Annotated in this window: 21 protein-coding genes; 7 read left to right on the forward strand and 14 right to left on the reverse strand. The window is 63.0% G+C overall.

Annotation, left to right across the window (positions count from 1 at the left end):
- Window positions 1–65: 65 nt before the first annotated feature.
- From phcR to ACTJK4_RS06405, 8 genes are all read right to left on the reverse strand, one after another.
- Complete coding sequence (gene phcR / locus ACTJK4_RS06370) at window positions 66–1,172, reverse strand: two-component system hybrid sensor histidine kinase/response regulator PhcR (protein WP_260802153.1); 1,107 nt, start codon at window positions 1,170–1,172, stop codon at window positions 66–68.
- A gap of 7 nt (window positions 1,173–1,179) precedes the next feature.
- Entirely contained in the window at window positions 1,180–2,508 is a 1,329-nt protein-coding gene (phcS, locus tag ACTJK4_RS06375; RefSeq protein WP_045202594.1) for a two-component system sensor histidine kinase PhcS, read from the reverse strand.
- Window positions 2,509–2,528: 20 nt separating this feature from the next.
- A complete protein-coding gene (gene phcB, locus ACTJK4_RS06380; RefSeq protein ID WP_260802152.1) occupies window positions 2,529–3,941 on the reverse strand; it encodes a class I SAM-dependent methyltransferase PhcB in 1,413 nt (470 codons plus the stop codon).
- Between the two features lie 656 nt (window positions 3,942–4,597).
- A complete protein-coding gene (locus ACTJK4_RS06385; RefSeq protein WP_260802151.1) occupies window positions 4,598–5,635 on the reverse strand; it encodes a response regulator in 1,038 nt (345 codons plus the stop codon).
- Window positions 5,636–5,785: 150 nt separating this feature from the next.
- Window positions 5,786–7,246 (reverse strand): NAD(P)(+) transhydrogenase (Re/Si-specific) subunit beta, encoded by a 1,461-nt coding sequence (locus ACTJK4_RS06390; RefSeq protein ID WP_260802150.1) that lies wholly within the window; start codon window positions 7,244–7,246, stop codon window positions 5,786–5,788.
- Window positions 7,243–7,572, reverse strand: a complete 330-nt coding sequence (locus tag ACTJK4_RS06395; protein WP_440816924.1) for an NAD(P) transhydrogenase subunit alpha — start codon at window positions 7,570–7,572, stop codon at window positions 7,243–7,245. Before ACTJK4_RS06395 ends, ACTJK4_RS06390 begins: the two co-directional genes overlap by 4 nt.
- Before the next feature lie 71 nt (window positions 7,573–7,643).
- The gene (gene panD, locus ACTJK4_RS06400; protein ID WP_009241493.1) at window positions 7,644–8,006 is read right to left on the reverse strand and encodes an aspartate 1-decarboxylase; all 363 of its coding nucleotides are present in this window, start codon (window positions 8,004–8,006) and stop codon (window positions 7,644–7,646) included.
- Between the two features lie 82 nt (window positions 8,007–8,088).
- Window positions 8,089–9,228 (reverse strand): Re/Si-specific NAD(P)(+) transhydrogenase subunit alpha, encoded by a 1,140-nt coding sequence (locus tag ACTJK4_RS06405; RefSeq protein WP_440816927.1) that lies wholly within the window; start codon window positions 9,226–9,228, stop codon window positions 8,089–8,091.
- Window positions 9,229–9,514: 286 nt separating this feature from the next.
- Between ACTJK4_RS06405 and ACTJK4_RS06410 the strand changes: the two genes are divergently transcribed.
- The 3 genes from ACTJK4_RS06410 (at window position 9,515) to ACTJK4_RS06420 (ending at window position 12,807) form a co-directional block, all read left to right on the forward strand.
- The gene (locus ACTJK4_RS06410; RefSeq protein WP_232040982.1) at window positions 9,515–10,009 is read left to right on the forward strand and encodes an NUDIX hydrolase; all 495 of its coding nucleotides are present in this window, start codon (window positions 9,515–9,517) and stop codon (window positions 10,007–10,009) included.
- The gene (gene mnmA, locus ACTJK4_RS06415) at window positions 10,006–11,118 is read left to right on the forward strand and encodes a tRNA 2-thiouridine(34) synthase MnmA (protein WP_440816932.1); all 1,113 of its coding nucleotides are present in this window, start codon (window positions 10,006–10,008) and stop codon (window positions 11,116–11,118) included. The genes ACTJK4_RS06410 and mnmA overlap by 4 nt, the downstream gene beginning before the upstream one ends.
- 90 nt (window positions 11,119–11,208) lie before the next feature.
- Complete coding sequence (locus tag ACTJK4_RS06420; protein ID WP_440816934.1) at window positions 11,209–12,807, forward strand: FMN-binding glutamate synthase family protein; 1,599 nt, start codon at window positions 11,209–11,211, stop codon at window positions 12,805–12,807.
- 19 nt (window positions 12,808–12,826) lie between these two features.
- Here ACTJK4_RS06420 and ACTJK4_RS06425 read toward each other — a convergent pair whose 3' ends face one another.
- Window positions 12,827–13,435, reverse strand: coding sequence for a glutathione S-transferase (locus ACTJK4_RS06425; protein WP_232040979.1), 609 nt, complete (start codon window positions 13,433–13,435; stop codon window positions 12,827–12,829).
- 239 nt (window positions 13,436–13,674) lie between these two features.
- On the opposite strand from ACTJK4_RS06425, the gene purB reads away from it, so the two are divergent.
- The 4 genes from purB (at window position 13,675) to ACTJK4_RS06445 (ending at window position 17,222) form a co-directional block, all read left to right on the forward strand.
- Window positions 13,675–15,048 carry an adenylosuccinate lyase gene (purB, locus tag ACTJK4_RS06430; protein ID WP_322017592.1) on the forward strand — a complete coding sequence of 458 codons (1,374 nt, stop codon included), beginning with the start codon at window positions 13,675–13,677 and terminating at the stop codon, window positions 15,046–15,048.
- Window positions 15,049–15,311: 263 nt separating this feature from the next.
- A complete protein-coding gene (locus ACTJK4_RS06435) occupies window positions 15,312–15,893 on the forward strand; it encodes a cytochrome b (RefSeq protein ID WP_232040977.1) in 582 nt (193 codons plus the stop codon).
- Between the two features lie 96 nt (window positions 15,894–15,989).
- Window positions 15,990–16,562: a YceI family protein gene (locus ACTJK4_RS06440; RefSeq protein ID WP_232043047.1), complete on the forward strand. Its 573-nt coding sequence runs from the start codon at window positions 15,990–15,992 to the stop codon at window positions 16,560–16,562.
- Between the two features lie 63 nt (window positions 16,563–16,625).
- Entirely contained in the window at window positions 16,626–17,222 is a 597-nt protein-coding gene (locus tag ACTJK4_RS06445) for a YceI family protein (protein ID WP_232040976.1), read from the forward strand.
- Window positions 17,223–17,320: 98 nt separating this feature from the next.
- On the opposite strand, the gene secF is transcribed toward ACTJK4_RS06445, so the two are convergent.
- The 5 genes from secF to queA form a co-directional block, all read right to left on the reverse strand.
- Window positions 17,321–18,292, reverse strand: a complete 972-nt coding sequence (gene secF / locus ACTJK4_RS06450; RefSeq protein WP_232040975.1) for a protein translocase subunit SecF — start codon at window positions 18,290–18,292, stop codon at window positions 17,321–17,323.
- A gap of 78 nt (window positions 18,293–18,370) precedes the next feature.
- Window positions 18,371–20,260: a protein translocase subunit SecD gene (secD, locus tag ACTJK4_RS06455; protein ID WP_232040974.1), complete on the reverse strand. Its 1,890-nt coding sequence runs from the start codon at window positions 20,258–20,260 to the stop codon at window positions 18,371–18,373.
- 110 nt (window positions 20,261–20,370) lie between these two features.
- The gene (gene yajC, locus ACTJK4_RS06460; RefSeq protein WP_004632835.1) at window positions 20,371–20,703 is read right to left on the reverse strand and encodes a preprotein translocase subunit YajC; all 333 of its coding nucleotides are present in this window, start codon (window positions 20,701–20,703) and stop codon (window positions 20,371–20,373) included.
- A gap of 106 nt (window positions 20,704–20,809) precedes the next feature.
- Window positions 20,810–21,961, reverse strand: a complete 1,152-nt coding sequence (gene tgt, locus ACTJK4_RS06465) for a tRNA guanosine(34) transglycosylase Tgt (RefSeq protein WP_232040973.1) — start codon at window positions 21,959–21,961, stop codon at window positions 20,810–20,812.
- Between the two features lie 2 nt (window positions 21,962–21,963).
- On the reverse strand, window positions 21,964–23,025 hold the full coding sequence (queA, locus tag ACTJK4_RS06470; protein WP_316870182.1) for a tRNA preQ1(34) S-adenosylmethionine ribosyltransferase-isomerase QueA: 1,062 nt from the start codon (window positions 23,023–23,025) through the stop codon (window positions 21,964–21,966).
- Window positions 23,026–23,134: the final 109 nt, after the last annotated feature.

The raw sequence follows: 23,134 nt of genomic DNA on the forward strand, positions 1-23,134 counted from the left end.
AAATGCAGCCAATACGGCGAACGCGCGGATCACGTGCGGCGTGGTTCGTAGTGTTGATGGTCTTGTCATGGGAACGTCAGAGTCACGCGCGTGCCTGCGCTGGGTGCAGAATCAATCGCAATCGCTCCCCCGAACGATTGCATGATCCGCGTACAAAAAATCATGCCCATGCCGTTGCCGCCTTCTTCGGCGCGCGTTGTCACGGGGTCGATGGTCAGCCGAGCAAGGACGTCGGGCGCGATACCGGGGCCGTTGTCCTCAATCCGGATCATGTGCTGGGCGTTGCCGGCGTCCGGCACGCGGCTGGCAACGATTTGAAGCTTCGGCGCATTGGTGTGCCGCAGCGCCTGCAACGCGTTGCTCGTGAGCGACGAGAGCACCAGCATCACGCAGTTGGGCAGCGTCTGGATCGGAAAATCGTCTTCCACGCGGTACGACACCCATTCGCGCTGCGCGTTCGTGAACGGGTACGTGTCGAACAACGAGCGGATCAGCCCGCCCGCGCTGTTGGGCGTGGCCGCTGTGCCGGGCTTGCCGTACGTGTTGCGCACGGAGTTCAGGAACGTGGCGATGACGGAGAGGCAATAGCGCGCGTTGTCCTGCACGCGATCGGCCGCGCGGCCGATTTCGGGAAGGGCCCCGGGCGTGGGTTCGGTCTGGTCCACGCGCATGCGGATGCCGCGCGCAAAGTTGGAGATGGCGGCCAGCGGCGTGTTCAGCTCGTGCGCAAGAAAGGCCAGCGTTTCGTCGATTGCCATGAGGCGCTGGGTACGCAAGAGGCGATCCTGGCGCAGGGCCAGCGCCTCCTGCAACGAGCGCCGCACGTCTTCGGGCTGATAGGGCTTCTCCAGGATCTTGAACACGCGTCCGGTATTCACGGCCTGGATCAGCAGGTCCTTGTCGGCATATGCGGTGACGAGGATGGTGGCGATGTCGCCGTATTCCGCATCGATGAAGCGCAGCAGTTCGGTGCCGTCGCCGCCCGGCATGCGGAAGTCCGTCAGGACCACGCTGATGCGCTCGTGCGAATCGCGCAGCACCGTCTTGGCCTCTTCGACGCTGTTGGCCGTCAGTACCTCGTAGCCGGCGCCGATCGTGCGCGCGAACCATTTGCAGGCTTGCGCTTCGTCGTCGACGTAGAGAATGGTGACGGTGTCCGGCGTGGTGTCCATGATGCGTCTACTCCGAGCGCGGCAGATCGAACGTGAAGCGCGCCCATTCGCCTTCCTGGCTCGTCACGGCCAGGGTCCCGCCATGACGCTGGATGACGCTGTAGCTGATCGACAGGCCGAGGCCCAGGCCCTTGCCGACATCGCGCGTGGTGAAGAACGGCTCGAACACGCGCGACAGGTTCTTCTCCGAGATGCCAGGGCCGTTATCAGTCACCACCACATGCAGGCGGTTGTCGATCCATTCGGCGGCAATCTCGATGCGGGGGTTCTCGCGCTGCACCTTTTGCATGGCAAGCGCCGCGTTCGACAAGAGGTTGATCAGCACGCCGATGATTGCCGCCTCATCGCCGCGCACGAGCGTGTCCGGCGGCAGTTTGCGTTCGAGGGTCACACCGCGCAACTCGTGGCTGGTCAGGCGGATGGCAGAGTCAATGGCCTTTTCCGCCAGGAACGGCGCATTTGCCTCGCCTTTCTCGGGGCTGCGGTAGGCAAAGGTCTTCAGGTCCGACACGATGTGCTGCACACGCTGCATGCCTTCCTTGGCATCGGTCAGGCATTCGAGCAGCATCGGGCTGCCCTTGGCGGTCGGGTCTTCCTGCGCCACGGCAATCGCCATCAAGCAGAAGTTGACCGGGTTGTTGATCTCATGCAGCAGGCCCGCCGACAGCGTGCCGATGGCGGCCATCTTTTCCTGCTGCAGAAGCTGGCCCTTGATGTCGGTGAGATCCTGATTGGTCCGCGCGAGCTGCTCGTTCTTCTGTGCAACTTCTTCCTTGAGCCGGAAAAGCTGGAAGCGCCCGCGCTCATTGAAGTACGTGTACAGCGTGCTCGTCGCAATCGAGAACAGGATGAACAGCGAATGCACGATGAAGATTTCGCGCGACTGGATGCCGCCCGGATGCAATGTGCACGCAATCACCCAGAAGATATACGTGCAGGTGCCGAATAGCACGGCTTGCAGAAAGCCGATCGGCATCACCATGCCCACCGCGTAGATCGCCAGGTTCAGCCCCGAGTAATACGGAGAACTGGCGCCCTCGGTGTCGTAGATCATCCACGAGATCATGATCTGCGGACAGATCAGCCAGAAGAACGTCAGGCTCTGCACATGCTCTTCGCCCCAGCGCGTATACAGCACAAGCAGCGCGCCGAACATGATGAGCGAGGTGATGACGCGCAGCGAGGCAAACAGCCAGAGCTTGTCCACATACATGCCGTAGTCCAGCCCGACGCCTGCCAGTACCAGCACGATGCCGGTCACGGCCGCCATGCGGCTGAAGACGAGCCGGAACTGCTTCAGCTCGGCCTGGTATCCGCGATGTGTAATGGGCTCCATGCGTGTTCCTGGGCAGCGGATTAAGCGGCGGATGTGGCAAGCCCGGCCACGCTGGCCTGGGCGAATACGTTGACGCCGGTCACGTCGGTATAGACACGTACATCGTGCGAGCCTTCGGGCAGCAGCTCGGCCATCAGCGGTTCATCGCGATAGACGAGGTACCACTCCAGCACGTGTTCCATCACGAACCGCATCGGGTTGTTGCCGTGAACGTTGGTCGCGAGGATGGCACCGCCGCGGCGCGTGCGCGAAGCAAAGTAGGCAAGCAGCCGCTGGCAGACCTTGTTCGAGAGGTAGTCGAACAGGCCGGCGCAATACACCGCATCGCAATCGCCGGCTTGCGGGCTGTCGGCCGTGATGCGGCGCTTGAGCAGTTGATGCACCGATTCATGCACGAAATCGACGGTGACGGTCTTGCGCGCACGGTCCATCGCACGGCGCATCTGCTCGCGGGTGTAGTCGAGCGTTTCTTCGCTGAAGTCCACCAGTTCGAATGACAGCAACGTTGGTTCCGGATGCTGCTGAATGAAGCGCTGAATTTCCACCGCCGGCCCACAGCCCACGTTGAGCACCTTGAACGTTCGGCCCGCCGCCTTGGCTTGGGCGGCCAGATCGCTCAGATACTGCACGAGAATGTCGATGCGGTTGCGGTGCGCCTCCGCCACATCCGTGCGCAGGAAGGCGGCGTTGACGATCTGGAAGTACGTGTTGGGCCCTTCGCGCGGGTCTGAGAGGATCTGGTTGACCATCTCGTAATCGCCCGCATAACCCAGCGGCTTGGTGTACGTGCGATAGATGAACGGCGCGCGCAACAGCAGCGGATGCAGCGCGGCTTGCGCGAACGTGCGGTGCGCCGGCGCAAGCTCCGCCTCGACCTTGCCCGCCTCCGACTCCAGCCCGTCCATGTAGCCCTTGAGCTTGAGCATGATCGGCTCGGCCAGCTCTTGAAAGACATCCATGCGCAGCTTGTTGTCCTCGCGCGGCAATGTCTTCGACAGATCCACCTGTTCCACCCAGCGCGACACTTCGGCCAGGAAGGCTCGCATCTCGTTGACGACGATCTGGTAGTCGCGGTGGATGCGGAACCGTTCCTGCCATTCCTGCACGAACGTTCGCGCTTCTTCGCCCACCGAGGCAGGCGTGTCGGCCACTTCCGACAGCTCGCGCCATTCGTCGATCAGCGTGAGCGAGACGACGGCGGTCAGACCCGTGTTCACCAGGCTGATTACCACCGCCTTGCCAAGATAGGCTTGCCGCGTCCCCATCTTGATCGCGAGTTCGGACAGCACCTCGCTCACCTGCACGATCGAGTAGGGGTTGTAGATCTCCATCACCAGGGCACGCCGCTGCAGCGTGATGATGGTGCCGCGGACCTGCTGACCCTGTGAGTTACGGAAGCTGACCGCGGGATCGATTTGGTTGGGTGAGTACACGGTGCGAATTTGCCGGAGACTTCAGGGAAAACGTCTGCCAAGCGGGACGCTCACTCCAACAACCGCGCACTCGGAGTCGAACTGCGAATCCGGGCACCGCGAACACGACGCGCCCCGCCGACACTGCCGGGCATGCCGCCGCATCAGTCGTGAAAGCGTGCTTGAAGCCGTCCGCTGGCCGTGCGCAATACGCGCCAGCCCGGGCGTCTCTCGCCCAAACCCGCTCCGAGAAAATCGGGGAAGATGATCGACTGCAGCCGGCGCCTTCAGTACTGCTACCGGGGCACCTCTACTGCACGCCGATCAACAGCGTGGCAACGGGAATCGTGCAACCGTGAACCATGACCAGATTGGAACGATGCACTCCCCTGACATCCGCAACGCGCGCTGCTTGAACGCGCGGCCCGCTGCTGCATCCCAAATTGTCTCTCAAGGAGAATCCCGCACAGTAATGAACTCGGGGCGCCGTATCGAATGTTGCATGCCGGTACCCTCGTTCGCCATGATGCCGCAGCTATGCCACGCATGCATCAGGGCGATTCAGCCGGGCCATGCTCTGACGTCATGGCTACCGGATAACGCAATCGATTGTACTTGCCCAATGTGACCCACACAATGCGGAAACCCGCAGTGCAGAGCAAAGCGGAAACACCACCTCAGCGTGATTTGCGGCCGGTGAGCGCGTCCGGATCTTGTTTGTAGTTGGTGAGGAACTGGGTGTAACTGTAGACCTGTGCCGGCAGCAGGTGGCTGGGCATGTCGAACAGCGCGTAGTAGTACGGCTCGCGCCCCTGGCATACCTCCGCGGGCAAGCAATATTGTTCCCACTCCACACAGGCCGGGGTGTACATGCCGTCGCCGGGCCAGAAGAACGGGACGATCTGCTTGTCGTGCAGGCCCTTGAGCAGCGCATCGGGCGCGTTGTACGCCTCGGCGTTTTCCAGGTGCGTGAGCATGCTCGCGTTGGTCTCGATGACCATGAGCGTAGCGCGCCCATCGGCCGTGAGCAGCAGCACGCCGGCGGGGTGCGGATACAGGTAGTACTCGATGAAGCGGTAGCGCGAGGACAGCTCGCGCACGAGCCGTGTGATCGCCGGGTCCGAGAGAAAGCTGAACGAGTGGCGCGACAGCAGATCGCGCAATGTGCTCGACAGGTTGCTGAAGTAGCGCACCTGCAGTGCTTCGATTTCCGCACTGAGCCGCTCCGCCATCGCCGGATTGTCTTTCTTGATGTAGCGGTCGATCAGGCCGTCGTTGAAACCCTGCACGGCGATGTTCTCGTCGGCCATGCCGGTGAGCAGGATCGTCATGCACGGCAGATCTTTGAGCTTGGCGCAGAACTCCAGCCCATTCATGCGCGGCATGGAGTAATCCACCACGATGACGGACGGCTGAAGGAAGCGGTTGACCTCGTGAATCTGACGGTAGACGCGATCAACGTCGAGTTGGATGGTGCGGCGCTCGGTTGAGAAGGTCAGATCATCGTGCGTGACGCGCACCGGCAGGAAGCCCGGCATGCGAAGCGAGTGCCACTGGCGCAACCACGCCAGCGCCTCTTCCGGATCATTGAAGGCCAGCAGCGCACGCGATGGGTCCATCTGGAACCCGAGGCTTTCCACGAACGATTGGCTGTCGTCGACCACCACCGTCAGGGTAGGGTGGAAATAGACCGGCAGGGCGCTGTCCTGTTGCATACGTCGGGAGGAATCGGAAGAGGGCAGGGTGCAGCGCAAGGCCGGTGTGGCCGGCGCTGCCCGTTTTCACTACGTTACTGTCTGCCGCCGCCGGGAGCAAGCGGAACCCGTCTGACCTGACGACCCGTTGACGGCCGTCAGTGCACCGCTTTACTCGACAGATTTCACCATGTCTTCGACGACCTTTTTGGCATCGCCAAACACCATCATCGTCTTGTCCATGTAGAACAGCTCGTTGTCGAGCCCGGCGTAGCCGGCGTTCATCGAGCGCTTGTTCACGATGATCGTCTTGGCCTTGTAGGCTTCCAGGATCGGCATGCCGGCAATGGGCGACTTCGGATCGTTCTTGGCGGCCGGGTTGACCACGTCGTTGGCGCCCAGCACGAGCACCACGTCGGCCTGGCCGAACTCACCGTTGATGTCTTCCATCTCGAAGACCTGGTCGTACGGCACTTCGGCTTCGGCCAGCAGCACATTCATATGGCCCGGCATGCGGCCTGCGACCGGGTGGATCGCGTATTTGACCGTCACGCCCTTGTCCGACAGCTTTTCGGTCAGCTCCTTCAGGGCGTGCTGTGCGCGTGCCACGGCCAGACCGTAGCCGGGGACGATGATGACGGTCTCGGCGTTGCCCATGAGGAACGCAGCATCATCCGGCGAACCCGATTTGACCGGGCGCTGCTGCCCGCCGCCACCCGCTGCTGCCCCGGCGGATGCTTCAGAACCGAAGCCGCCCAGGATCACGTTGAAGAACGACCGGTTCATCGCCTTGCACATGATGTAAGACAGAATTGCACCGGACGAGCCCACCAGCGAGCCAGCGATGATCAGCATCGGGTTGTTGAGCGAGAAGCCGATGCCGGCCGCTGCCCAGCCCGAGTACGAGTTCAGCATCGACACCACGACCGGCATGTCGGCGCCGCCGATCGGGATGATGATCAGCACGCCCAGCACAAAGGCGATGGCCGTCATGATGATGAACGGCAGCCAGCTTTGGCTCAGGAAGAACAGGATGCCGAAGCCGAGCATGGCCACCGCCAGCAGCAGGTTCAGCATGTGCTGGCCGGCAAACTGCACCGGCGCGCCCTGGAACAGGCGGAACTTGTACTTGCCCGACAGCTTGCCGAACGCGATCACCGAGCCCGAGAACGTGATGGCGCCGACGAACGTGCCAATGAACAGTTCCACGCGGTTGCCCAGCGGCAGCACGTTGTCACCAGCCATCGTGATGCCGAACGCCGACGGCTCGGCCACGGCGGCCACGGCAATGCACACCGCCGCCAGACCGATCAGCGAGTGCATGGCCGCCACCAGCTCGGGCATCTTGGTCATTTCGACCGTGCGTGCCACATAGGCGCCGATCCCGCCGCCAACCACCAGGCCCGCGAAGATCAGGATGAAACCGGTGGACGTGCCGCTCTCGGTGCCGGCAAACATCTCGGCCTTGAGCTTGTAGATAAGCGCGATGGTCGTGACAGCGGCGATCGCCATGCCCGTCATGCCGAACGCGTTGCCGCGCCGCGCCGTGGTCGGATGCGAAAGCCCCTTGAGCGCCTGGATGAAGCACACCGACGCCAGCAGATACAGCAGGGTGACGAGGTTCATGCTCATTGCTTGGCTCCCTCAGTCTGGCCGCCCTTGGCCTTCGGCTCTTTCTTCTTGAACATCTCAAGCATGCGCTGGGTGACGAGGAAGCCGCCAAACACGTTGACCGCTGCCAATGCCACCGCCACCACGCCCATCGTGCGACCCAGACCCGTCTGCGTCAGGCCGGCTGCCAGCATGGCGCCGACGATGATGATGGCCGAAATGGCATTCGTCACGGCCATCAGCGGCGTATGCAGCGCCGGCGTGACCGTCCAGACCACGTGGTAGCCGACGTAGATCGCCAGCACGAAGATGATCAGATTGATCACCGTGTGATTGACCAGCTCCATGAGTGCTCCTCCTCGCTTCTTGGTCGATGTGTGAAGCGGCCCTGTCATGCAGACACGGGCCGCCTGGCGCGTCAGGTTTCCTTGATGGCCTTGATCTTGTTGCCCTCGCCCAGTAGCACGACTTTGGGCTTGTAGCTGGCGACTTCTTCTTCGTTCATCGGCGCGTACGTGCAGATAATCAGCAGATCACCCACGTGGGCGCGGCGTGCAGCGGCACCGTTGAGCGAGATTTCGCCCGAGCCGCGTTTGCCCTTGATGATGTAGGTCGAGAAGCGCTCGCCGTTGTTGACGTTGTACAGCTCGATCTTTTCGTATTCGCGCATGTCGGCGGCATCGAGGAGGTCCTCGTCGATGCCGCAGGAGCCTTCGTAGTCGAGATCGGCCTGGGTGACCGTCGCGCGGTGCAGCTTGGCGCGAAGCATGTTGCGTTGCATGAAGCTTTCCTTGAAACAGAAATGAAATCGCCACTGGCGACCGCGCCGGGCTGTGACGTCCGGCAGGCCGCCGTCTCCGTTCTTATTTGGCGGCGCTCGTGGCTGCGGGAGCGCGCACCACCTGGCCGGCCTGACTGAGCAGGCAGGCGGCCACGATGTCGTCTTCGCGGTTGATGTTCAGGCCGCCATCCTTGTCGATGATCAGCTTGAGGAAATCGAGCACGTTGCGGGCGTAGAGGGCAGAGGCATCGGCCGCCACCATCGACGGGAGGTTGGTATAGCCCACCAGCGTGACGCCGTGCTTGACGACCACGCGGTCGGCTTCGGTCAGCGGGCAGTTGCCGCCTTGCGCCGCCGCCAGATCGACGACGACCGAGCCCGGCTTCATCGCCTGCACGGTGGCTTCGGACAGCAGCGTTGGCGCGCGGCGGCCCGGGATCAGCGCCGTGGTGATGACGATGTCGGCCTGGGTTGCGCGCGTGTGCACGAGTTCAGCCTGGCGGCGCATCCAGTCGGGCGGCATCGGACGGGCATAGCCGCCGACGCCCTGGGCGATCTCTCGCTCTTCGTCCGTCAGGAACGGCACGTCGAGAAACTTGGCGCCCAGCGATTCGATCTGCTCTTTCACAGCCGGGCGCACATCGGACGCCTCAATGACGGCACCCAGGCGCTTGGCGGTGGCGATGGCCTGCAGGCCGGCCACCCCGGCGCCGAGGATCAGCACGCGCGCGGCTTTTACGGTGCCGGCGGCGGTCATCAGCATCGGCATGAAGCGCTGGTAATGGTTGGCCGCCACCATCACGGCCTTGTAGCCGGCGATGTTGGCCTGGGAGGAGAGCACGTCCATGCTCTGCGCGCGCGTGGTGCGCGGCGCGGCTTCCAGCGCGAACGCGGTGACGTTGGCAGCAGCGAGGCGGGCCGTGTTCTCGTCATCGAACGGGTTGAGCATGCCGATGAGCACCGCGCCCGCCTGCATCTGCGCCAGTTCGGTGGCTTCCGGCGAGCGCACCTTCAACACGATCTGCGCGCCGAGCGCTTCGGCTGCGGTGCCGATCTTGGCGCCGGCTGCGACATATGCGTCGTCGGGCTGGGCGGCGGCCACGCCGGCACCCGATTGCACCGTCACCTGATGGCCAAGCGCCACGTACTTTTTCACCGTTTCCGGGGTCGCGGCAACGCGCGTCTCGTCCGCCCGCGTCTCCTGCGGGATGCCGATGTGCATCGTGTTCTCTCCTCGCTGATTATGTTTAGGATGCGCGCGAAGTGAACGAAGGCGCGCTGGATCAAGATCGACGTGCAGCTTACCCGAACTTTTTGGCGCACGGACGGTCATCGAATGCCATGTCGAATATCCAAACCGACATGGAATGCGGGTCGATCCTGCGCAAACGTGTGCTCAATTGTTCACAACTGCCCGGCAGGCGGTATGTGCCTGTCCCAACGCCACTGGCGAGCGGGGAGAGCAGCCTCCAGCTACAATAACGCCTTGTTTTTGTTGCCTTTTTGCCATGAACCAAGCTGTCCGCTGGAAACCCAGTGTTACCGTTGCCGCCGTCATCGAACAAGATGGGCGTTTTCTGCTGGTTGAGGAGCACACCGATGTCGGCTTGCGTCTGAACCAGCCTGCCGGCCATCTCGACCCGGACGAAAGCTTGGTCGACGCCGTCGCGCGCGAGGCGATGGAAGAAACCGCGTACAGCTTTGTGCCGACCGCCCTCCTGGGCTGCTACATGGCGCAGTTCCAACCGCCGCAGGGGGATCCGATCACTTATGTGCGGATGGCCTTTACCGGCGAGCTTGGCCCCCAAGACCCGCGCCGCACGCTGGACGAAGGCATCGTCCGCACCGTGTGGATGACGCCGGATGAAATCCGCGCCAGCCGCGAGCGTCATCGCAGCCCGCTGCTGCTCGCCTGCGTGGAAGACTACCTGGCCGGCAAGCGCTATCCGCTCGACGTCATCCATACGCACGCCAGTGTGTACGGGCTGGGAGGGCAGCCATGAGCAAGAAGCGCATCGTCGTCGGGATGTCCGGCGGGGTGGATTCGTCCGTCACGGCGTGGCTGCTCAAACAGCAGGGCTACGACGTTGTCGGCCTGTTCATGAAGAACTGGGAAGACGATGACGACAGCGAGTACTGCTCGACCCGACAGGACTGGATCGACGTGGTCTCGGTGGCCGACCTGATCGGCGTCGACGTGGAAGCTGTCAACTTTGCCGCCGAGTACAAGGACCGCGTATTTGCGGACTTCCTGCGCGAATATTCGGCCGGCCGCACGCCCAATCCCGACGTGCTGTGCAACGCCGAGATCAAGTTCAAGGCCTTCCTAGATCACGCGATGGCCCTTGGCGCCGACACGATCGCGACCGGGCACTACGCCCGCGTGCGCGAGGTTGACGGCCGCTTCGAACTCCTCAAGGCGTTCGACCACACGAAAGACCAGAGCTATTTCCTGCACCGGCTGAACCAGGCACAGCTCTCGCGCACGCTCTTCCCGCTGGGCGAGATGCCGAAGACGAAGGTGCGTGAGATTGCCGCCGAGATTGGCCTGCCCAACGCCAAGAAGAAGGATTCCACCGGCATCTGCTTTATTGGTGAGCGGCCGTTCCGCGATTTTCTCAACCGCTACCTGCCGACCAAGCCCGGTCCGATCAAGACGCCGGACGGCAAGACCATCGGCGAGCACATCGGCCTGGCGTTCTACACATTGGGACAGCGCAAGGGCATCGGCATCGGCGGCAGCCGCGACGGTAACGGCGACGCCTGGTACGTGGCGCGCAAGGACATGGCGGCCAACACGTTGTACGTGGTGCAGGGTCATGACCACCCGTGGCTGCTCGCGCACACCGTGCACGCCGATGATCTGAGCTGGGTGGCCGGCCACGCGCCCGCCGAAGGCACCCATCTTGGCGCCAAGACGCGTTACCGCCAGGCGGATGCACCTTGCACGGTCGAACGCGCCGCCGATGGCGCGCTCACGCTGACCTTCCCCGAGGCGCAGTGGGCGGTTACGCCGGGTCAATCCGCCGTGCTGTATGACGGTGAAGTCTGCCTGGGCGGCGGCATTATTTCGGCGGCTGAACCGGCTGTCGTGGAAAAAGCGGTCGCCTGATCGGTTTTTGCAACACTGCGTTGTGCTGGCTGCGGCTGTTGCAGCACTCGTTTAAGCTTGCGCCCTGATTTGTCTCACACAGGGTTGGTCATGCTGCCACGTCGCTACTGGGCCTTCGCGGGCGTTGTGCTGTTGTTTGCCGTCACCGCGGGGTTTGCGGTAGCAGGGCGCCTGCATTGGGTGTGCGCGGTCATTCCGGGCATGTTCGTCATCTTGGGCGTGCACGACATCACGCAGACGCGCCACTCGGTGTTGCGCAATTACCCGCTCTGGGGCCATTTCCGCTTCCTGTTCGAGTTCATTCGTCCGGAAATTCGCCAGTATTTCGTTGAAGACGACACCGACGAAAAACCGTTCTCGCGCGCCCAGCGCAGCATCGTGTATCAGCGCGCCAAGGGCGAAGTCGATAGCCGTCCGTTTGGTACCGAAGTCGATGTGAAGGTGGCGGGGCACGAATGGATCGGCCACTCGCTGGCGCCCACGCGCATTGCCTCGTCAGACTTTCGCGTGATGGTGGGCGAGGGCCGCGCCAAGCCGTATTCGATGTCGGTGTTCAACATCTCGGCGATGAGCTTTGGGGCGCTATCGGGCAATGCCATTCGCGCGCTCAACCGTGGCGCGAGGCTCGGCAACTTCATCCATGACACCGGCGAGGGATCGATCTCGCCATACCACCGTGAAGAAGGCGGCGACCTGATCTGGGAAGTCGCCTCCGGCTACTTCGGCTGCCGTGACGCCAATGGCCGGTTTGATCCGGACCGCTTTGCCGAACAGGCGCGCAGCCCGCAGGTGAAGATGATCGAGGTGAAGCTGTCGCAGGGCGCCAAGCCGGGCCACGGTGGCGTCTTGCCTGCCGCCAAGGTGACGCCCGAGATTGCGGCCACGCGCGGCATTCAGATCGGCAAGGACTGCATTTCGCCCGCCGCGCATTCGGAGTTCAGCACGCCGCTGGGTCTGCTGCAGTTTGTGGACCGGCTGCGCACGCTATCCGGCGGCAAGCCCACTGGCTTCAAGCTCTGCATCGGGCATCCGTGGGAGTTCTTCGGCATCGTCAAAGCGATGCTCGAGTCGGGCATCTTGCCGGACTTCATCGTCGTTGACGGCGCGGAGGGCGGCACGGGCGCGGCACCGCTCGAATTTACGGACCACGTCGGCACGCCGCTGCAGGAAGGGCTGCTGCTGGTGCACAACACGCTGGTCGGCACCAACCTGCGCGACAAGATCAAGATTGGCGCGTCGGGCAAGATCGTCACGGCGTTCGACGTGGCCCGCACGCTGGCGATGGGTGCCGACTGGTGCAACGCTGCGCGCGGCTTCATGTTTGCGCTCGGTTGCATCCAGGCGCAGAAGTGCCACACCGACCGCTGCCCGACCGGCGTAGCGACACAAGACGCTTCTCGTCAGAAGGCGCTGGTGGTGCCGGACAAGGCCGAGCGCGTGCATCAATATCACGCGCACACGTTGCACGCGCTGCTGGAATTGACGCAGGCAGCCGGCCTGCAGCATCCGGCGGATTTCCGCGCGCACCACATCGTGCGGCGCGTGTCGGGCAACGAGGTGCAGTTGCTTTCCGCGCTGCTGAAGTATCTGGAACCCGGCGACCTGCTCGCCGGGCGGTATCGCTTTCAGCTGTACGAACGCTACTGGCCGTTGGCCCAGGCCGAGCGGTTTGATCCGGTGGCCGTGTAAGGCCCGGGAGTTTCTGTTGTTACTGCGGCTGGGTTTCCATGAAACTCGGCCGCTTTTCAATGCGCGCGTAGAACGTCGCCAGGTTGGCGTGACGTTCGCGCCAGTCGATCTGCGGTTGGCGGAAATCCAGGTAGGCAAGCGCGCAGCCGACGGCGATGTCGGCCAGCGTCAGGTGATTGCCGTTGCACCAGGTCTTGTCGGCCAGGCCTTGCGACATGGCTTGCAGTGCCTGATCGATCTTGTGGGTCTGGCGCGCGAGCCACGTTTCGCTGCGCTGTTCCGGCGTGCGCTGCGTATGTTCGATGCGCAGCATGAGCGCGGCGTCGAGCAGGCCGTCGGCCAGCGCCTCCCAGCAGCGCACTTCCACGCGTTCGCGGCTGGAGGGCGGAATGAGGCGCGCCACCGGCGACAGCGTATCGGCGTATTCCGCAATCACGCGCGAGTCGAAGAGAGCGCCGCCGTCGTCCATCACCAGGCAGGGCACCTTGCCCAGCGGGTTGAACTGGTGGATCTGCGTACTTGCGCTCCACACGTCTTCCAGCACGAACTGGTAGTCGATTTTCTTTTCAGCCAGGACGACGCGCACCTTGCGGGTGTACGGGCTGGCGTGCGATCCGATCAGTTTCATAGGCATGTCATGTTGGAGGCCGAAGTATAGCTGCGCACTTTCCCGAGTGCGCTGCGCGGCGCCTGAACCCAACTCAACCAAACGGAGGCTTGCCTTAGGCCGGATTGGCCGTGAAAGACAGGTGCCGGGTGGTAAAATCGTGGGCTCGCTTGGGTGCGCATATGCACCTTGGTTCAACGCGCAACGCCGCGTCCGGGTTGTCCGGATTGAGATTCCCTTCACATTTTTTCCCGCCTGCCATGTCGTCGCTTTCTGCCCTGACCGCTCTGTCTCCTATCGATGGCCGCTACGCTGCCAAGGCCGATCCGCTGCGCGAGTGGCTGTCGGAAGCCGCTTTCATGCGCAATCGCGTGAAGGTGGAGGTGCACTGGTTGATCGCCCTGTCGCAGGCCGGCCTGGCCGAGATCCCGCGTTTCTCGGCGGCCGCCGAGGGCGCCCTGTTGGCCCTGGTCGAAAACTTTGCCGAGGCAGACGCCGCCCGCATCAAAGAGATCGAAGCCGTCACCAACCATGACGTGAAGGCCGTCGAATACTGGATGAAGGAGCGCGCGCGCGGCAACGCCGAGCTCGAAGCCGCCAGCGAGTTCATCCACTTCGCCTGCACGTCGGAAGACATCAACAACACCTCGCACGGGATGATGCTCAAGGGCGCGCGCGACACCGTGATCGTGCCGACGCTGCGCCGTGTGCAGGCGCGCCTGGTGGAACTTGCCCACGCCAACGCCGATGTGCCGATGCTCTCGCGCACGCATGGCCAGCCGGCCAGCCCGACCACGCTGGGCAAGGAAATGGCCAACGTGGCCGCCCGCCTGGACCGCGCCATCCGCCGCATCGAAGCCGTGGAGCTGCTGGGCAAGATGAACGGCGCCGTGGGCAACTACAACGCGCATCTGTCGGCGTATCCGTCGCTCGACTGGGAAGCCTTCTCGAAGAACGTGATCGAGACCCGTCTGGGCCTGACGTTCAACCCGTACACGATCCAGATCGAACCGCACGACTACATGGCCGAGCTGTTCGACGCCGTGGCGCGCGCCAACACGATCATCCTGGATCTGGACCGCGACGTCTGGGGCTACATCTCGCAGGGCTACTTCAAGCAGAAGACCAAGGCCGGCGAGATCGGCTCGTCGACCATGCCGCACAAGGTCAACCCGATCGACTTCGAAAATTCTGAAGGCAACGTCGGCCTGGCCAACGCGGTGCTGCGTCATCTGTCGGAAAAGCTCCCCGTGTCGCGTTGGCAGCGTGACCTGACCGATTCGACCGTGCTGCGCAACATCGGCGTGGCATTCGGCTATAGCCTGCTGGCCTACGACGCGTGCCTGCGCGGTTTGGGCAAGCTGGAAACCAACCCGGCCCGCTTGGCCGAAGACCTGGACGCCTGCTGGGAAGTGCTGGCCGAGCCGGTGCAGACCGTGATGCGCCGCTACGGCATCGCCAATCCGTACGAGCAGCTCAAGGAACTGACGCGCGGCAAGGGCATTTCGCGCGAGGCGCTGCGTGAGTTCATCGGCACGCTGGCGATTCCCGAAGACGCCCGCAAGCTGCTGCTCGACATGACCCCCGGTAGCTACATCGGCAAGGCGGAAGAACTGGCACGCCGTATCGCCTGATTGTTTCAAAAATTTGGTGGTGCCGTGTGAAGAACGGCCCGCTCTCGAATCCGGGGGCGGGCCGTTTTGCTTGGTGGCTTCCGAAGAACCTTTTACCCAGCCGCTCGCATTGATGTGCCTAGTCAATCAAAAAATTTGAATTTCTTGATGAACTTAGGGCTGCCTTGGCCGGTCGGATCGCGCAAATAATGCACAATCGTTTGGCGTCGTGGTCATACCCACAGGCGCCGCCTACTGAGCGCTCCAAAATACCGAGGGAACCGATGTCACAAGCCGCCCACTCGAATCTCGCCATGCGCGGCGCCGCTGACCACGGCGCCTATGCCAAACCCGCGATTGCGATGCACTGGATCGTCGCTCTGCTGATCTTCGCGGCCTTTGGGCTCGGTCTGTACATGACCGATATCCCAGGCTTTACGCCCACCAAGCTGAAGCTGTTCTCGTATCACAAGTGGATCGGCATCACTGTGCTGATCTTTGCGGTGCTCCGTGTGCTGTGGCGCCTGACGCACCCCGCCCCAGGGCCCGTGCCGGGCATGCCGAAGTGGCAGCACGCTGCCGCGGAAGCCGCACACGTCGGGCTGTATCTGCTGATTCTTGCTGTGCCGTTGACCGGTTATCTGCTGAGCGTCGCAGCCGGCGTCAAGGTCGTCTATCTCGGCCTGTGGGAACTGCCGATGCCATTCGACAAGAGCGATGCGCTGAAGGACATCTTCAGCATGGCGCACGAATGGCTGAACTGGAGCATGGCGGCCATCGTCGTGCTGCACATTCTGGCTGCGCTCAAGCACCACGTCGTCGATCGTGACGGCACGCTGCGCCGCATGGCGCCTTTCCTCCGCTGATCTCCAAACGCGCCGCTGCACGGTGTGCCGGCGCTCTGCCTTTCCATCCTGACCAAGACTGCCGGCATGACCCGGCCTGACCGAAGGAGTCTGATGATGAAACGTTTTGTGCGCCCCCGCGCCATTGCCCTGGTTGCTGCCGGCGCGCTGTCGATCGCTGCCGTATCGGTATCGGCCATCGCCCAGGTGGATGCCGCCAAGAGCAGCGTCACCGCCACCGGCAAGCAGCTCGGTGTGCCGATGGACATCAAGTTCGGCAAGTTCGACGCCGCCGTCAATTACAACCCGGCCAACCTGGCTGCATCGACGGCCAAGGTCGACATCGATGTCACCAGCGTCGACGTGGGCAGCAAGGAATACAACGACGAACTGAAGAAGAAGGATTGGTTCGACACGGCCAAGTATCCGAAGGCAACGTTCGTGTCGTCCGCATTCAAGCCCGGCGCGGGTGGCAAGGTGGATGTGGTCGGCAAGCTGACCATCAAGGGCATCACGCAGGACGTGACGGCACCCGTGACGTTCAAGCAGGAAGGCGCCAATCAGATCTTTGAAGGTGCGCTGCCGGTCAAGCGCAACGTATTCAAGGTGGGTGATGGTGAGTGGAAGGATACGTCGGTCGTCTCGGACGACGTGACGATCAAGTTCCGCGTTGTTATCGCCAAGAAGTAATCAGAAGTCTCAATCCAACGTTTTTCGGCCCCCGTGTGCCGCTTTTATTCCGCAGGAGTTCTCATGAAATTGCGTACCCTCGTTGCCGCACTGTCGGCCTTTGCTGCCACTGCCGCCTTTGCTGCACCGGCCACGTACCAGCTGGATCCGAGCCACACCTACCCGAGCTTCGAAGCTGACCACATGGGCGGTCTGTCGAAGTGGCGCGGCAAGTTCGAGAAGTCCAGCGGCACCGTGACGCTGGATCGCGCCGCCAAGACCGGCAGCATTGACGTGACCGTGCAGACCGACAGCATCGACTTCGGTCTCGCCAAGATGAACGAGCACGCCAAGAGCGCCGAGATTTTCGACGTGGCCAAGTACCCGACCGCCACGTTCAAGGGCAACTTCACGAAGTTCAAGGGCGACGTGCCGACCGAAGCCGAAGGCCAACTGACGCTGCACGGCGTGACCAAGCCGGCCAAGCTGGAAATCGACGCGTTCAAGTGCATGCAGCATCCGATGCTCAAGCGTGAAGTCTGCGGCGCCGATGCCGAAATGAAGTTCAAGCGCGACGACTTCGGCGTCGACTACGGCAAGGCCTACGGTTTCAACATGGAAACCAAGCTCAAGATCCAGGTGGAAGGCATCAAGCAAGACGCCAGCGTAGCGCAGCAATAAGCCTGGCAAACGTCACAGCCAAAGAAAAAGCCCCGCAGTTGCGGGGCTTTTTTGTTGCCCGAAGAATGAGTCCTCCGGGGCAGTGCGGAGCGGTCTCTTCAGACCTGCGCGCCGAAGTTGGGATCGTCTTCTTTCGGGCCGCCAGCCTTCTTTTCAGACTTGACCAGGTCTTCGCGCTTGACGCCCAGCCACATGCACAGCGCGGCTGCCACAAACACCGAAGAGTAGATGCCGAACAGAATACCGATCGTCAGGGCCAGAGCGAAGTAGTGCAGCGTCGGGCCGCCGAACACCAGCATCGACACCACCATCATTTCGGTCGAACCGTGGGTGATGATCGTTCGCGAGATGGTGCTGGTAATCGCGTGATCGATCACCTCGTGCGTATTCATCTTGCGGTACTTGCGGAACGCTTCGCGGATCCGGTCGAAAATCACCACGGATTCGTTGACCGAATAGCCCAGCACCGCCAGCACCCCCGCCAGCACCGACAGTGAGAACTCCCACTGGAAGAAGGCGAAGAAGCCCAGGATGATCACGACGTCGTGCAGGTTGGCGATCACGCCCGCCACGGCAAACTTCCACTCGAAGCGGATCGACAGGTAGATCACGATGCCGATCACCACGAACAGCAGCGCCAGCAGGCCGTCCGTGGCCAGCTCCTTGCCGACCTGCGGGCCGACGAACTCGACACGCTGCAGCTTGGCGTCAGGGTTGGCGGCATTCAAGGCCGTCATCACCTGTTGGCTTTGCACGGCCGAGGCGATGGGCTTGCCGTCCGGACCGTTCTTGAGCGGCAGGCGGATCATCACGTCGCGCGAGGTGCCGAAGTTCTGCACCTGGGCGTCGGCATAGCCGAGCTTTTCAACGTCACCGCGGATCTTCGGCAGATCGGCGGCCTGGGTGTAAGCGACTTCCATCACCGTACCGCCAGTGAACTCCACCGACAGGTGCAGCCCCTTGTGGAACAGGAAGAAGACAGCGGCGATAAACGTCAGGAACGACAGCGCGTTGAGGATCAACGCGTGCTTCATGAACGGAATGTCGCGGCGGATGCGGAAGAACTCCATGGTCTGCCCTTTGTAGCGACCGCCCCTGTAGTGCCGGGGGCGGTGCCGGTTATGCGAGATTCGTTGTGGGTGGCGTGATTACTTGGCGGGCGATTGCGTGTTCGTATTGCCCGGCTTCCACACCTGCCCGATGGCGACGCTCTGCAGCTTCTTCTTGCGGCCGTACCAGAGGTTCACGAGACCGCGGTTGAAGAACACCGCCGAGAACATGGACGTGCCGATCCCCAGGCAGTGCACGATGGCGAAGCCACGCACCGGGCCCGAACCAAAGGCAATCAGCGCCAGACCGGCGATGAGCGTGGTGACGTTCGAATCGAGGATGGTCGCCCAGGCGCGGTCAAAACCGGCGGCAATCGCCATCTGTGCCGATGCGCCGCTGCGCAGCTCTTCACGCACGCGTTCGTTGATCAGCACGTTGGCGTCAATGGCCATACCGAGCGCCAGCGCGATTGCCGCGATACCCGGCAGCGTGAGCGTGGCCTGCAGCATGGAAAGCAGGGCGATCAGCAGGAACACGTTGACGCCCAGGGCCGCCACCGAGAACGCACCGAACAGCATGTAGTACAGCACCATGAACACCGAGATGGCGAGGAAGCCGTACAGCGCCGAATCGAAGCCCTTCTTGATGTTGTCGGCACCCAGCGACGGGCCGATGGTGCGCTCTTCGATGATCTCCATCGGCGCTGCCAACGAGCCTGCGCGCAGCAGCAGCGCCAGGTCGGAAGCCGCCTCGGTCGAGCCCATGCCGGTGATCTGGAAGCGCGAGCCCAGTTCGGACTGGATGGTCGCCACCGTCAGCACTTCGCCCTTGCCCTTTTCAAAGAGCACGATGCCCATGCGCTTGCCGATGTTGTCACGCGAGACATCGCGCAGCATGCGTCCGCCCTGGCCGTCGAGCGTGATGTCGACCGACGAGTTGTGGTTCTGGTCGAAGCCGGCCGAGGCGCTGGTAATGCGGTCACCCGTGAAGATCACCTGCTTTTGCAGCAGCACCGGGGCGCTGCGGCCTTGCGTGAACAGCTCGTCGCCCAGCGGCACCGGATCCCCGGCACGCGGGGCGAGCGGCGCGTTCGGATCGGCCAGGCGCGCTTCCAGCGTTGCCGTGCGGCCGATGATGTCCTTGGCCTTGGCGGTGTCCTGCACGCCGGGCAATTGCACGACGATACGGTCCGGACCCTGCTGCTGGATCACAGGTTCAGCCACGCCCAGTTCATTCACCCGGTTATGCAGCGTGACGATGTTCTGCTTGACCGCGTTGTCCTGCACTTCCTTCATCGCAGCGGCGGTGAAGGTACCGGTGAGCGTGGCGCCGTCGGCGCTCTTGTCCACGGTGTAGGCCAGTTCGCGGGTCGAGTCGGCCAGCAGACCGCGGGCGCGCTCGGCGTCATCCGGGTTGCTGAACTTGATCGTGATCGCGTTGCTGTTGCGATCGATGCCGCTGTGGCGGATGCCCTTGTCACGCAGTTGCGTGCGGATGTCGCCGGCCAGCGAGTCGAGCTTCTTCGTCACGGCGCCGTTCATGTCGACCTGCAGCAGGAAGTGCACGCCACCGCGCAAATCGAGGCCCAGGAACATCGGTTTAGCAAAGAATGGCGCGCCACTCAACCAGCGCGGCGAGCCCGGCAGGAGGTTCAGCGCCACGATGTAGGTCGGATCGGCTTGATCAGTGTTCAGGCCGCGAGCCAGGACGTCCTTGGCCTTGAGCTGCGTGTCGGTGTCGGCAAAGCGCACGCGCACGCTGGCGGATGTCCCGTTGTTGTCGAAGAACACGCCGTCGGGCTGAATGCTGGCCGCAGCCAGCAGGCTCTCGACCTGCTTTTGCACGTTCAGGTCGACCTTGACGGTGGCCTTGCCCGAAGACACCTGTACAGCAGGCGCCTCACCGAAGAAGTTCGGCAGCGTGTAGATGAACCCAATGGCAAGCGCCACCAGGATCACAATGTATTTCCAGAGCGGATAGCGATTCATCTTGGAATGCAGAGAGGCGACGCCGAGGGGCGCGGGCGCGGATTCTTAGAATAGGCGCTGCCTGGGGTTCCGGCGCCGGCGCAATCGTGCGCGGCGCCAGGATGGGCCGATTACAGTGCCTTGAGCGTGCCCTTGGGCAGCACGGTCGTCACGGCGCTCTTCTGTACAGTGATTTCGGTGTTGGCAGCGATTTCCACGGTGACGTACTGCTCAGCCACCTTGCTCACCTTGCCCAGAATGCCACCGGCAGTGACGACTTCGTCGCCCTTGGCCAGGGCTTCGAGCATCGCCTTGGTTTCTTTCTGGCGCTTCATCTGCGGGCGGATCATGATGAACCACAGCACCACGAACATCAGGATGATGGGCAGGAAGCTCATCAGGCCACCCGCGGCACCACCAGCTGCCGGTGCAGTTTGCGCGTAAGCGTCGGAAATCAGGAACACGTCAGAACTCCGTAATGGTTCGTCAATCGGTCAAAAATCGGACCCGACATTCTACCATTGCGATGCTGCGGCAAATGGGCGCGTCCAGCGCCCTGGTGAGGCGCCTTTACAGCGCCCCGCGCGCGCGGTCTGCGGCAAAGCGCGCCTGGAATGCGGCAAAGCTGTGCGACTCGATGGCGGTGCGCATCTCGGCCATCAATTCCAGGTAGTAATACAGGTTGTGGATGGTGTTCAGGCGGGCACCCAGGATTTCCCCGACGCGCTGCAAGTGGTGCAGGTACGCGCGCGAGAAGTTGCTGCAGGTGTAACAGCCGCAGGTCTCGTCCAGCGGGCGCGGATCGTTGCGGTGTACCGCGTTCTTGATCTTGATGTCGCCAAAGCGGGTGAAGAGCCAGCCGTTGCGCGCGTTGCGGGTCGGCATCACGCAGTCGAACATGTCGACGCCGCTGGCGACGCCCGCCACCAGGTCTTCCGGCGTACCGACGCCCATCAGGTAATGCGGCTTGTTGGCGGGCAGGCGCGGCGCCACGTGCTGCAGCACGCGCATCATGTCTTCCTTCGGCTCGCCGACCGACAGGCCACCGATGGCGTATCCGCCGAAACCTTCGCCGCCGGCATCGGCGTCAATGGCTTGCAAGCCGGCCAGCGATTCATCACGCAGGTTTTCGAACATGCCGCCCTGGACGATGGCGAACAGTGCGTTCGGATTCTTCTCGCGTTCGAATTCATTGCGTGAGCGTTGCGCCCAGCGCAGGCTCATGCGCATCGACGCGGCGGCTTCAGCCTCGGTGGCTGGCCGATCGCCGATCTTGTACGGCGTGCATTCGTCGAACTGCATGACGATGTCGGAGTTCAACCGGCGCTGGATCTGCATCGAGATCTCGGGCGACAGGAACAGCTTGTCGCCGTTGATGGGCGATGCGAACGTCACGCCTTCTTCGGTGATCTTGCGCAGATCACCCAGCGAAAACACCTGAAAACCGCCGGAATCGGTCAGGATGGGCTTGTCCCAGCCATTGAAGCCATGCAGGCCCTTGTGCGCGTCCATCACTTCCAGCCCGGGGCGCAGCCACAGGTGGAACGTGTTGCCCAGGATGATCTGCGCGCCGATGTCCTTCAGCTCCGCCGGCGACATCGCCTTGACCGCGCCATAAGTGCCCACCGGCATGAAGATGGGCGTTTCCACCACGCCGTGGTTCAGGGTCATGCGGCCGCGTCGGGCGAGGCCATCGGTGGTGAGCAGTTCGTACTTGAGCATGATCAGAGCGATTGGGGTTCGCCGGGTTCGGAGGGAGCGCGCGTCAGCAGCATGGCGTCGCCGTAGCTGAAGAAGCGGTAGCGCTGGGCGATGGCGTGCTGGTAGGCGTCTCGGATGGCGTTCATGCCGGCAAACGCCGATACCAGCATCAGCAACGTCGATTTAGGCAGGTGGAAGTTCGTCACCAGCAGGTCGACGGCGCGGAAGCGGTAGCCGGGGGTGATGAAAATGTCGGTCTCGCCGCTGCAGGCATTGAGCGTGCCGTCCGGCTGCGCGGCCGATTCAAGCGCCCGCATCGACGTGGTGCCGACCGCGATGATGCGGCCGCCGGCAGCTCGCGTGGCGCGGATGGCTTCGGCCAGTTCCGGCGTAATTTGGTACCACTCGCTGTGCATCCGGTGCTCGGCGATGTTTTCCACGCGCACCGGCTGGAACGTGCCGGCACCGACGTGCAGCGTGAGAAAACCGCGCTGGATGCCCATGGCGTCCAGCTTGGCGAACAGCGCATCGTCGAAATGCAGGCCCGCCGTGGGTGCCGCGACGGCGCCCGGATTGCGCGCATACACGGTCTGGTAGCGCGTCTCGTCAAAGCTGTCCGGATCGTGCTCGATGTAGGGCGGCAGCGGCAGGCGGCCGTATTGCTCGATCAGCTCCAGCGCAGGCTGCGGAAAACGCAACGTGAAGAACGGTTCGGCGCGTGGGCCGACCGTCACGTCAAAGGCGTCGGCCAGGCGCAGCGTGGTGCCCTCGACCGGCGACTTGCTGGAGCGGATCTGCGCCAGCACCGTGTGTTCGTCCAGCAGGCGCTCGACGAGCACCTCCACCTTTCCGCCGCTGGCTTTGTGGCCGAAAAAGCGTGCCTTGATGACACGCGTGTCGTTGAAGACCAGCAGGTCGCCGGGGCGCAGGTAATCGACCAGATCGGCAAACTGGCGGTCTTCAAAATGCACGGCATCTTCCGCACGGCACACGGCCAGCAGGCGGCTCGCGGTGCGGTCGGGCAGGGCGGTTTGTGCGATCAGCTCGGGCGGCAGATCGAAATCGAAATCGGACAGCGTCAGCATGAAAAGTGGCGCAGACGTGGATTGCGCCAAGTGATGGTCGCGGGCGCCGGTACAATCGGGCGAACCGCAAAGTTCGCCATTGTAAACGTCCTGTGCCGCCTCGCGTCCG

The organism is Ralstonia sp. 22111 (assembly GCF_052045895.1).
GTDB lineage: Bacteria > Pseudomonadota > Gammaproteobacteria > Burkholderiales > Burkholderiaceae > Ralstonia > Ralstonia wenshanensis.